The 10,965-nt window shown below is 58.3% G+C and carries 9 protein-coding genes; 5 read left to right on the top strand and 4 right to left on the bottom strand.

The window, feature by feature from the left end:
• Positions 1-90: 90 nt before the first annotated feature.
• Positions 91-1,701: a methyl-accepting chemotaxis protein gene (locus M3P88_RS14955; RefSeq protein WP_249616792.1), complete on the bottom strand. Its 1,611-nt coding sequence runs from the start codon at positions 1,699-1,701 to the stop codon at positions 91-93.
• Positions 1,702-1,912: 211 nt separating this feature from the next.
• Here M3P88_RS14955 and bluB point away from each other — a divergent pair, with 211 nt between their 5' ends.
• Entirely contained in the window at positions 1,913-2,569 is a 657-nt protein-coding gene (gene bluB / locus M3P88_RS14950) for a 5,6-dimethylbenzimidazole synthase (protein ID WP_249616791.1), read from the top strand.
• 20 nt (positions 2,570-2,589) lie between these two features.
• Here the strand turns inward: bluB and M3P88_RS14945 are convergent, their stop codons facing one another.
• Genes M3P88_RS14945 through M3P88_RS14935 form a run of 3 tightly spaced genes read right to left on the bottom strand, consistent with a single transcriptional unit; the run spans position 2,590 to position 5,570 of the window.
• Positions 2,590-3,108, bottom strand: coding sequence for a hypothetical protein (locus M3P88_RS14945; RefSeq protein ID WP_249616790.1), 519 nt, complete (start codon positions 3,106-3,108; stop codon positions 2,590-2,592).
• Positions 3,109-3,139: 31 nt separating this feature from the next.
• Positions 3,140-4,609, bottom strand: coding sequence for a protein adenylyltransferase SelO (locus M3P88_RS14940; RefSeq protein ID WP_283773236.1), 1,470 nt, complete (start codon positions 4,607-4,609; stop codon positions 3,140-3,142).
• A 52-nt stretch (positions 4,610-4,661) separates the two neighbouring features.
• The gene (locus M3P88_RS14935) at positions 4,662-5,570 is read right to left on the bottom strand and encodes a LysR family transcriptional regulator (RefSeq protein ID WP_249616788.1); all 909 of its coding nucleotides are present in this window, start codon (positions 5,568-5,570) and stop codon (positions 4,662-4,664) included.
• Between the two features lie 322 nt (positions 5,571-5,892).
• Here M3P88_RS14935 and M3P88_RS14930 point away from each other — a divergent pair, with 322 nt between their 5' ends.
• The 4 genes from M3P88_RS14930 to M3P88_RS14915 all read left to right on the top strand — a co-directional run bounded on the left by M3P88_RS14930 (position 5,893) and on the right by M3P88_RS14915 (position 10,960).
• On the top strand, positions 5,893-6,204 hold the full coding sequence (locus M3P88_RS14930) for a DUF485 domain-containing protein (RefSeq protein WP_249616787.1): 312 nt from the start codon (positions 5,893-5,895) through the stop codon (positions 6,202-6,204).
• Positions 6,204-7,889, top strand: coding sequence for a cation acetate symporter (locus M3P88_RS14925; protein WP_249616786.1), 1,686 nt, complete (start codon positions 6,204-6,206; stop codon positions 7,887-7,889). Before M3P88_RS14930 ends, M3P88_RS14925 begins: the two co-directional genes overlap by 1 nt.
• A 78-nt stretch (positions 7,890-7,967) precedes the next feature.
• The gene (acs, locus tag M3P88_RS14920) at positions 7,968-9,932 is read left to right on the top strand and encodes an acetate--CoA ligase (RefSeq protein ID WP_249616785.1); all 1,965 of its coding nucleotides are present in this window, start codon (positions 7,968-7,970) and stop codon (positions 9,930-9,932) included.
• A 143-nt stretch (positions 9,933-10,075) separates the two neighbouring features.
• Positions 10,076-10,960, top strand: a complete 885-nt coding sequence (locus M3P88_RS14915; RefSeq protein WP_249616784.1) for a DUF808 domain-containing protein — start codon at positions 10,076-10,078, stop codon at positions 10,958-10,960.
• Positions 10,961-10,965 lie beyond the last annotated feature (5 nt).

Genomic DNA, 10,965 nt, shown 5'->3' with positions numbered 1-10,965 from the left:
GGTTTTCCCGCATCCAACCGGTACATCGCCCAAAAAAACACCCGGTCCCCATCGAGGGAAACCGGGTGCTAATCGAACACGGCATACGATTCAAAGCTTATACAGCGCCACTTCACCACGCATACGCTGCGCCAGCAAACCCAGCTGCTCGGCTTGGGCGGCAGCTTGAGCGGCGGCGGCCGAGTTTTCTTCCGCCATATGCGCCACACTTTCCACTTGCGAGGCAATGCTATTGGCTGCGATGCTTTGCTCGCCTATCGCCGTCGCAATCTCGCCGACTAGTTCGCTGCTATTGGCCGAGGCGCTCACAATACCGGCAACGCGCTGCTGCGCCTGGCTCACCCCGCCCTGCCCCTCTTCCACCTTGCCGACCGCCTGCTGCATGCTGGCAACCGCGTCCGCCGAGACGCTACGTATTCCGGTTACGATCTGGGCAATATCCCGCGTCGAACCGGCGGTGCGTTCGGCCAGCTTTCTGACCTCATCCGCCACCACGGCAAAGCCGCGGCCACTCTCGCCGGCGCGCGCCGCCTCGATCGCAGCGTTGAGCGCCAGCAAATTGGTCTGCTCGGCCACCTCGCGGATCACATTGATCATGGTCTCGATCTCGCGGCTTTGCGTATCCAGCTTGGTCAGTTCGCCTGATGCATCACTCACTGAGCTAGAAATCGCCTCGATATTGCTGACGGTATGACCTATTGCCAAGGCACCGCCCTGTGCCTCGCTGCCGGCCTGACGGCATAAACCATCCGCCTCGCGCGTACGCTCGGCAACATGATTGATGCTGACCGTCATTTGCTCCAGCGCAGCGGCCATAGTGGCCGCCGATGCGCTTTGCGTCTGCGAGCCATGCGAGACATGGCCTGCCGCACCGGACAATTCTCCTGCCAATTGTGCCACCTCGCTGGCGCCACCTTGCAGCGTTTTCAGACTCTGCTGCATCTGCGCCATCAAGGCATTGAATTCACTCAACATGGCAGAAATTTCATCGCCACCACGTACCGGAATGCGGGTCGTAAAGTCCAGCGTCTGGCGGATCGTCCCCACAGTCTGCTGAGCACGCGCCAGATCGCCGGCAATTTGCCGATACAATAAAGCGCCCCCCCCTGCTAACAGCAGAGAAACCAAACCAAGCATACCCAGAGTGATCCACTGGGCATGGGTCTCTGCATCAAGGGCTGCCTGCTTGTCGGTTGCGACAAAATCAAGGTTGTACTTCATATGCGCATCCAGCGCCGCAAGCAGCTGCGCCTGTTGCGTGCCGAGTGCCAGCAAAGCGGTCATCGCCTCATCGCTACGGTTTGCGCGCGACAAGGTCACCACCTGCCCGAAACCCTGCTTAACGAGTTCGACTTGTTGTTTGACCTTGGCGTAAAGCGTACGGTCCTCATCATCCCATAGCAAAGGCGCATAGTCGGCGACCGCCTTATCCAAGCCCTGCTGCACCTTGCTGATTTCCCCCTCTAGCTGTGCCGCTTTTCCCCCGTTCTGGTCCAGAACACGGGATTTAACCTGCCCATCCAGCATCAGGTACTGGCTGCGAATATCGGATAACACAATCACACTGGGTAAAGTGCTGTCGTAAGCATCATCGATTTTTTGCCCCATTTGCGATAACTGCCATAAAGACACTGCGCCTAGCAATAAGCAAGCGGCAATGCCCGCTGCAATCAACAACAGCAATTTATGCGCGATTTTCATTACACCTCCTCGGAAGGATAAGGCCACAATAGCTTAAAGTTTTTTTGCCGCTATTAAAGGTATACGGCTTTTTTATAATAGTAATAGTATTACACCTAGCCGTTTAACATAATAAACAAAATAAAGATTTCACCCGTCTTGCGCTTTAAAGACGTTTAAAAACCACAGTACAATCGCCCGCTCCATCCCGACCGTACAGGCACAATTCCCTATGAACCCACACGCCTTCTCGACAACCGAGATCGAGGCCGTTTATCGCGTCATGCGCGAGCGGCGCGATATGCGCCATTTCAGCGCCGAGCCGCTGGCAGACGGCCAGTTGGCACGGCTGATAGAAGCCGCCCATCTGGCCCCCAGCGTCGGCTATATGCAGCCATGGCGCTTCTTGCGTGTGGCCGATCCGGCCTTGCGCGCACGCATACACCAGCATGTGAGCGAGGAATGCGAGCGTACCGCCCAGGCGCTGCCCGAGCGGGCCGCGCAAATCAGGCAACTCAAGCTGGAGGGAATAGAAAGCTGTGCTGAAGTGCTGGTGGTGGCGTTGGCGGAAAAGCGCGAACCTTATGTATTAGGCCGGCGCACCATGCCGGAAATGGATCTGGCCTCGGTGGCCTGTGCCATCCAGAATATGTGGCTGGCAGCACGCGCCGAAGGCATAGGTCTGGGTTGGGTGTCTATTTTCGAACCGGACTATTTGCGCGCGCTATGCAAAATGCCGCCAGACAGCCAGCCGGTAGCGATTTTATGCATCGGCCCGGTACCCGAATTCTATCCGGCACCGATGCTGGAAACAGCAGGCTGGGATAGCCGCCGCCCCTTGAGCGAACTGGTTTACCGCGACAGTTGGGGCACGCCGGATACACCATAAGCGCAGGCCCTTGCGCACCATCAGGCTAGCCGCTGCGCCAGCGCATCCAGCTGGCCATACAAGGCCGCATCCAGTGCGCGCCCGCTGCGCGCCTCAATAAACGCACCCTCACTTTTCAGGCGCGCTAGCACCGCCTGACAGGCGCGCTGATCAGCCTCGGACAAGGCCGGCTCAGCCAGATCTTCGACCACCGACATGAGTTCCTGCACCATCCACAGTAAATCGGCACCGGCGTGCAACAACACCGGCAAGGTCGCGCCCAGCAGGCGCTCTCCCAGCAGCTCTACGCTTTGCGCCAGCAAAAACAGCCGTGAGCGTGCCGCTTGGCGCCGCTGACACGCTGCGCCCCCATCTTCGCGCCCATCTGCGCTTTCACCTTCGCCGGCAGCATGACGGCGCTGCTCGCTATCCAGCGTTTCATCAAAGATCGCGCCGGCATCCGCTTGCCCGTTTTTGCCTTGCGTAAATGAAGGCAGAGGCTGATGCGGCGGGTCGTGCGACTGCAGCTTGGCGCTTGCGGCAACGGCTTCGATTTTCATGGGTGACACTCCACGGCTGATCAGTAGCGGTTTAGCTGGAACAGCTCACGGCTAACGCGGCCGCCCACTCGGGCGGCAAAGCGGCATAAGACGCAAACTCGGCCTGCTCGCTAAAAGGCATGGCCAGACAGCGGGCCAGACGCGCAATCTCGCGGTAGTCCCCTGCGTCACACGCTAGCCTAATCGCCTGTTCGGCCAGATGATTGCGCAGCACATAAGCCGGATTCACCGCTTGCATCGCCAGCTGGCGCGCTGCTTGCGGTCGGGTTTCCTGCATCAGGCGCGCGCGGTAGCGCGCCAGCCAATTCAAGCCGGCCTCGCGATCCACCAGCAAATCCAGCACGGCGACCGGGGCGGAGACCGCACCGGGATCAAACGCCGCCAAGGTACGGAAGAACAGCGTGAAATCGGTGTGGTAAGCGTGCAAAGTGTGCAACAGGCTTGCAATCAGCGCCGCATCTTCCTGGCACTCGGTAGCCAAACCCAGTTTGGCACGAAAGCAGGCCAGATACGCCGTCTGGTACAGGTCATCATAACGGTCAAGCTCGCTACGCAATTCGGGCTCGGCAACCAGCGGTAAAAATGATGAGGCGAGGCAGTACAGATTCCATAAGGCAATCTGCGGCTGCTGCTGATAGGCATAGCGCCCGCTGTGATCGGAGTGGTTGCAGATATGGCCGAGGTTCAGACCGTCGATAAAACCAAACGGACCGTAATCCAGCGTCAGCCCCAATATCGACATATTGTCCGAATTCATCACGCCATGGCAAAAACCAACGGCCTGCCACTGCGCCAGCAGGCTGGCGGTACGGGCAACAACCTCAGCAAACAACGCCTGATAAGGCTGAGCTGCATCGCGACAGGCCGGCAAATACTGGTCGATGACAAAATCGGCCAGCTGGCGGATTTCATCATGCTGGCCCTGATGATAAAGCAACTCGAAATGGCCAAAGCGGATAAAGCTGGGCGCTACCCGAGTGAGCACCGCCGCCGTCTCCGGCCGCTCCCGGTAGACCGCATCATCCGAAGTCGCCAGCAATAAGGCGCGTGTAGTCGGGATCCCCAGCGCATGCATCGCCTCGGAGGCCAGATATTCACGAATGCTGGAGCGTAAAACTGCACGCCCGTCGCCCATGCGCGAAAACGGTGTCACGCCGGCCCCCTTAAGCTGGACTTCCACGCGTTGCCCGTTGGGGCACGCCCGCTCGCCCAGCAATAAGGCACGGCCATCGCCCAGCTGCCCGGCCCAGACGCCAAACTGGTGGCCGCCATAACGCGTAGCGAGCGGCAAACCATGCCCAGGCAGTGCATTGCCACAAAACAAGGCCAGATTATCGGGCGTACTCAGGTGCGCCGCATCCAGCCCCAACTCCCGCGCCAATGCCGCATTGGCCATCACCAGGCGTGGCGAGTACAAGGCTGTCGGCGCCGTAGCGCGGTAAAATATTGCGGGCAAGCCCGCAAAACGGGGTACTTGCAATAAGGGGGTCGGTATCGTCATCCCGCCATTCTAGGTGGATAAGCGGACAACAAACACCCGGCCACTGACGCGGTTATTGCCCCGCCCCGTTCTTAAGCGCTGCGGGCAAGCCCCATACCGGCAGCAACTCACCCAGCAAGGCCGCCAGTATCGGGTCGCCGTCGCGCTCGGATGGATAGACAAACTGCAACTCCGCCAACTTGACGATATCGGGCACCACACAGACCAGGCCGGCGCGTGCGGCGGCCAGCGCATCATCTTCACGCACCAGCGCCAGCCCCACCCCCGCTATCACCAGCTCCTGCAAGGCAGACAGGTGATCACACTCCGTGACTTTGCGCGGGGCGATATTCAGCTCGCGCCATAGTTCGGCCGTAATCTTGGACAGGCTGGAAAACTGCGAGATGCCAATCCATGGCAATTTGCCCAAGGCTTTATGACTCATGCTATTGAGGCGCGCCTCCCACCCCAAAGGCATGATAATACGAAAAGCGACTTGCGCCAGCGGCACAGTCGTCACATTCACATACGGGTTTTTGCCCAGATAAAAACCCGCATCCAGCTCCTTTTTGCGCACCAGATTCAATACATCACCGGTCACGCCATGATGCAGACGCAAATCCAGCAATGGGTAGCGTTCGACCAGACGCGCCACCCAAGGGCCAACACGCAAGGTGTCCGGCGTCAGCGTAATGCCGATATTGGCCTTGCCGGCCAACTGCCCCTTCAGGTTTTTGGCACGATTAATCAGTTCACGTGCACCGGCCAGAATGGACTGGGCCTGAGGCAATAACTCGGCACCAGCCACCGTCAGATTGACCCCTCCGGCACTGCGCTCAAACAAGGGCATGCCCACCTCCTCTTCCAACGCCTTGATTTGCGCTGTCACCGCAGGCTGGGACAGATGCAGCAACTCGGCGGCCTGTGTCAGATGCCCCTGCTGGGCCACGGTTACGAAGGTACGCAGCTGATAAATTTCCATGCAATTCTTCCCCTGTTTCAGTCTGACGGCATGTTCGGTTCGACATGCTTTATTTTTTATTACAAAAGCATTGTCTTAGAGTCATCACTGCAGGACAAGAAAAACCCAAAAACACCATACTCAAATCAAATATTTTGTGCCGTGATTAGAGTTTTAAATCAACTGTAACTACATGAATTTAAACAACTATTGCAGTGCATCATTCGTCACGCTAATTCATTCAATCAAAAAAAGCGATTAGCCGCGCATTCGTCAGTTCACTTAGATTCCTTGCACGCGGTGCCAAAGCGGTTCCGCCCCTACAAAAGGCAAGGAGGACACAATGAACGAGGACGTGCTCAAGAAAGTACAGTCCAACCCGAAGTTCATCGAACTGGTTCACAAGAAAACCAGCTACGGGTGGAAGATGTCGATCATCATGTTGGTGATCTATTACGGCTTTATTCTGACTCTGGCCTTTGACCCTAAACTACTCGGCACGCCGATAGCAGCGGGTTCGGTCATTACCATCGGCATTCCGATCGGCGTATTCATCATCGTTTCGGCCTTTTTGCTCACCGGCATCTATGTGCGCAAGGCCAACAACGAATTCGACACCCTCAACCAGCAAATCGTCGAAGAGGCCCGCAAATAATGAAAGCTCGCCTGACCTCCCTCACTGCCGGCCTGCTGGCCGCCTTGCCTGCACTGGTCATGGCCGGTGAAGCCATGACCGGCGAAGTTGAGAAGCAACCGCTTAACATCTCCGCCATCGTGATGTTTTTCATCTTCGTGGCCGGCACCCTTGGTGTGACCTACTGGGCCGCACGCCAGACCAAGTCCGCTTCCGACTTTTACACCGCCGGCGGCGGCATTACCGGTTTCCAGAACGGCCTGGCCATTGCCGGCGACTATATGTCGGCCGCCTCCTTTCTGGGTATTTCCGCCATGGTGTACGAAAAGGGCTACGACGGCCTGATCTACTCCATGGGTTTTCTGGTCGGCTGGCCGATCATCCTGTTCCTGGTCGCCGAGCGTCTGCGTAACCTGGGTAAATTCACGTTTGCCGACGTCGCCTCCTACCGTCTGGCGCAAACACCGGTACGCCTGTTTGCTGCAACCGGCACGCTGGTGGTGGTGGCGATCTATCTGATCGCGCAAATGGTGGGCGCAGGCAAGCTGATCCAGCTCTTGTTCGGTATGAGCTATGGCTCGGCAGTGATCCTGGTTGGCATTCTGATGATGCTGTATGTGCTGTTCGGCGGCATGCTGGCCACCACCTGGGTACAGATCATCAAGGCTATCATGCTGCTCTCCGGCGCCTCGTTCATGGCCTTCATGGTGCTGGGCAAGGCCGACTTCAGCCTGAACCACATGTTCGAAATGGCCGTCGACGCGCACGACAAGGGCTTGGCGATCATGGAGCCGGGCGGCCTGGTTTCCAACCCGATTGATGCAATCTCGCTGGGTCTGGCCCTGATGTTCGGTACTGCCGGCCTGCCACACATCCTGATGCGCTTCTTCACCGTATCTGATGCCAAAGAAGCCCGCAAATCGGTGTTCTACGCCACCGGCTTTATCGGCTACTTCTACATCCTGACCTTCATCATCGGCTTTGGCGCGATCTTCCTGGTACTGAACCAGCCAGGCATGATGGAAACCGTGATGAAGAACGGCAAGGAAGTGACCCAGCTGATCGGCGGCAACAATATGGCAGCCATCCACCTGTCCGAAGTGGTCGGTGGCAACCTGTTCCTGGGCTTTATCTCGGCTGTCGCTTTCGCCACCATTCTGGCGGTGGTTGCAGGCCTGACCCTGTCCGGCGCTTCGGCGGTATCGCATGACATCTACGCCTCGGTAATCAAGAAGGGCAAAGCCAACGAAAAAGACGAAATGCGCGTCTCCAAGATGACCACCATTGCACTGGCCGTGATCGCCATGCTGCTGGGCATCCTGTTCGAGAAGCAAAACATCGCCTTTATGGTGGGCCTGGCCTTCTCCATCGCCGCTTCGGCCAACTTCCCGGTGCTGTTCCTGTCCATGTTCTGGAAGGGTCTGACCACTCGCGGCGCTGTCCTTGGCGGCAGTATCGGTCTGATCAGCGCCGTCGTGCTGATTATCCTCGGCCCAGCAGTATGGGTAGATGTCATGAAGCATGAAGCTGCCATCTTCCCGTACAAGAACCCGGCCATCTTCTCGATGACCATGTCCTTCTTCTTTACCTGGTTGTTCTCTGTCACCGACAGCTCCAAACAGGCCGCAGAAGAAAAAGCCCGCTTCGGTGCACAGTTTGTCCGTGCCATGACCGGTATCGGTGCCAGCGGTGCCTCCAAGCACTAAGCCTTAACGCGTTTGACTGGCCGCACCCTTCACTAGGGTGCGGCTTGAAATACACCCAAGTTGAAAAGGAATTCACCCATGTCCGCCCTCGAATCTATCCTCAAAGAAACCCGCAGCTTTGATCCATCGGACGACTTCCGCCGCAAGGCCACCATCTCGGGGATGGAAGCTTACAATGTCCTGTGCGAAGAAGCCGACGACCATTACCTGTCGTTCTGGGGCGACCTGGCGCGTGAAGTCATCAGCTGGAAAAAACCGTTTTCGCGCGTTCTGGATGATAGCCAGGCGCCGTTTTACAAGTGGTTCGACGATGGAGTAATGAACGTCTCGCACAACTGCATCGACCGCCATCTGCCGCTGAACGCCAACAAGATCGCCATTATTTTCGAAGCCGACGACGGTGAAGTCACCCGTCTGACCTACGCCGAGCTGTATCAGCGTGTCTGCCAGTTCGCCAACGGTCTCAAGGCGCAAGGCATCAAAAAAGGCGACCGCGTCGTCATCTATATGCCGATGGTGGTTGAAGCCATCGTCGCGATGCAGGCTTGCGCCCGTATCGGCGCCATCCACTCGGTGGTATTCGGCGGCTTCTCCGCCGGTGCCGTACGCGACCGTATTCAGGATGCCGGTGCCGTCGCCGTGATTACCGCCAACGAAGGCCTGCGCGGCGGCAAGACCGTTCCGCTCAAAGCCACCGTCGACGAAGCACTGACCATGGAAGGCTGCGAGACCGTACGCAATGTCATCGTCTACCAGCGCACCAATAGCGGCGCCAACTGGGTTGAAGGCCGCGATATCTGGTGGCACAAGCTGACCGAAGGCCAGAGCGAGCATTGCGAACCTGAATGGATGAATGCCGAAGAGCCGCTGTTCATCCTTTATACCTCCGGCTCGACCGGCAAACCTAAAGGCATCCAGCACAGCAGTGCCGGCTATCTTCTGGGCGCCGCCAACAGCTTCCGCTGGGTATTCGACTACAAGCCGAACGACGTATTCTGGTGCACCGCCGATGTGGGCTGGATCACCGGCCACTCCTATGTCTGCTACGGCCCGCTGGCCAATGGCGCAACCCAGATCATTTTCGAAGGCATCCCGACCTACCCGGATGCAGGCCGCTTCTGGCGCATGATCGAAAAACACAAGGTCACCACCTTCTATACCGCACCCACCGCGATCCGTTCGCTGATCAAGCTCGGCGGCGATCTGCCCAAGCAGTACGACCTGTCCAGCCTGCGCCTCTTGGGCACCGTGGGCGAGCCGATCAATCCGGAAGCGTGGATGTGGTACTACGAAGTGGTCGGCGGTGGCCGCTGCCCTATCGTTGACACCTGGTGGCAGACCGAAACCGGCTCGGCCATGATTGCGCCACTGCCAGGCGCAGTGCCGACCAAGCCAGGCTCGTGCACCCTGCCTTTGCCAGGCATTATCGCCGACATCGTCGACGAGTCCGGCGCCCAGGTTGAGCCGGGCCGCGGCGGCTTTCTGGTCATCAAGAAGCCCTTCCCTAGCCTGGTGCGCACCATCTGGAATGACCCGGATCGCTTCAAGAAGACCTACTTCCCGGAAGAGTTCAACGGCCAGTACTACCTCGCCGGCGACTCGGCTAACCGTGACGAAAATGGTTATTTCTGGATCATGGGCCGCATCGACGACGTACTGAATGTCTCCGGTCACCGCCTGGGCACCATGGAAATCGAATCGGCACTGGTCGCCAACCCGCTGGTCGCTGAAGCCGCCGTCGTCGGCAAGCCACACGACGTAAAGGGCGAAGCCGTAGTCGCCTTCGTCGTCCTCAAGGGCGCCCGTCCGGAAGGCGAAGAAGCCAAGAAACTGGCGGCCGAACTCAAGAGCTGGGTGGCGCACGAAATCGGCAAGATCGCGCAGCCGGACGATATCCGCTTCGGTGAAAACCTGCCCAAGACCCGTTCCGGCAAGATTATGCGCCGCCTGCTGCGCTCCATTGCCAAGGGCGAGGAAATCACCCAGGACGTCTCGACACTGGAAAACCCGCAGATCCTTGAGCAATTGCAGCAAGGTCTGTAAACGCCTTTTTGTCAGAGGTCTGACTCTACCCGCACCCTTTCGGTGCGGGTATTTTTTATGGCGCACCGCTAAATGACAAACAAATAGCAAAAGCAGGTGTGGCCAGCTAAAATGGCGCTTTATTTCTCCGTGCGGAGTACCTCATGGCCAGCAGCCTACTGATCCTGCTCGATGATATCGCCAGCATCCTCGACGATGTCGCGCTGATGACCAAGGTCGCCGCCAAAAAAACCGCCGGGGTACTGGGCGACGATCTGGCCCTGAATGCACAGCAAGTGTCCGGCGTAGATGCCCGGCGCGAGCTGCCGGTAGTGTGGGCGGTAGCCAAAGGCTCGTTCATCAACAAACTGATTCTGGTGCCGCTGGCGCTGGCCATCAGCGCGCTCGCACCGTGGGCCATCACGCCGCTCTTAATGCTGGGCGGGCTGTTTCTCTGCTTTGAAGGCGTGGAAAAGCTGGCGCACAAAATGCTGCACCCGGCCGAAGAACAAAGCCACGCCGCTGAACTTACCGCTGCGCTGGCGCAACCCGACACCGATTTGCTGGCGGTGGAGAAGGACAAGATCAAGGGGGCCATCCGTACCGACTTTATCCTGTCGGCCGAAATTGTGGTGATCTCGCTGGGTACCGTGGCCGGCGCAAGCTTCAGCCAGCAACTGGCGGTGCTTGCCGCCATTGCAGTGGTGATGACGATCGGGGTATACGGACTGGTAGCGGCCATCGTCAAGCTGGATGATGGCGGACTATGGCTGCTACAACGCCCAAGCCCTGGCCTGCGCAGCCTGGGGCGCGCCATTTTGGCGACCGCCCCTTGGCTGATGAAAACGCTGACCGTGGTCGGCACCATCGCCATGTTCCTGGTCGGCGGCGGCATTCTGGTACACGGCATTACCCCCTTACACCATGCAATCGAACAGCAGGGGCAACTGTTTTTCATGCTGCCTACCCTGCTTAATGCGCTGGTCGGCATTATCGCTGGAGCACTGACACTGGCGAGCTTCAGCCTGATCCAGAAAATCCGCGGCTAAACAGC

It is taken from the genome of Craterilacuibacter sp. RT1T (assembly GCF_023502145.1).
In the GTDB taxonomy this organism is placed as follows: domain Bacteria; phylum Pseudomonadota; class Gammaproteobacteria; order Burkholderiales; family Chromobacteriaceae; genus Craterilacuibacter.
The sequence above is the reverse complement of the archived record's forward strand: the minus strand, read 5'-3'. Positions and strand labels throughout refer to the sequence as shown.